Source organism: Oleiphilus sp. HI0086, assembly GCF_001635225.1.
Window position 1 is genome coordinate 1 of record NZ_LWFZ01000398.1, and the last position, 226, is coordinate 226.

At 46.0% G+C, this 226-nt stretch carries 1 protein-coding gene; it reads left to right on the top strand.

Annotation, left to right across the window (positions count from 1 at the left end):
- The coding region (locus tag A3756_RS27300; RefSeq protein ID WP_197481176.1) for a hypothetical protein at positions 1-226 on the top strand (226 nt) is incomplete at both ends.

A 226-nucleotide genomic window follows, 5' to 3' on the forward strand; every position in this document is an offset into this window, starting at 1 on the left:
AGATTGACTCACGTGCAATCGAAGCTGACTCGCACAGCACTGACGATTCAGGCACACCAATTGCTAAGCCAACGCTTGAAAATGCAACACTAGATACAATCGGTCGCGCTATTCGTCTTCGTGAAGGTACAGGCTACGTATTTGACAACGTGCAAGTTAATGTTAAGTCTTCAAGTGCTGATGCATCACTAATTGGTACACAGGTTGATGACGGTGAAGGTGGTAC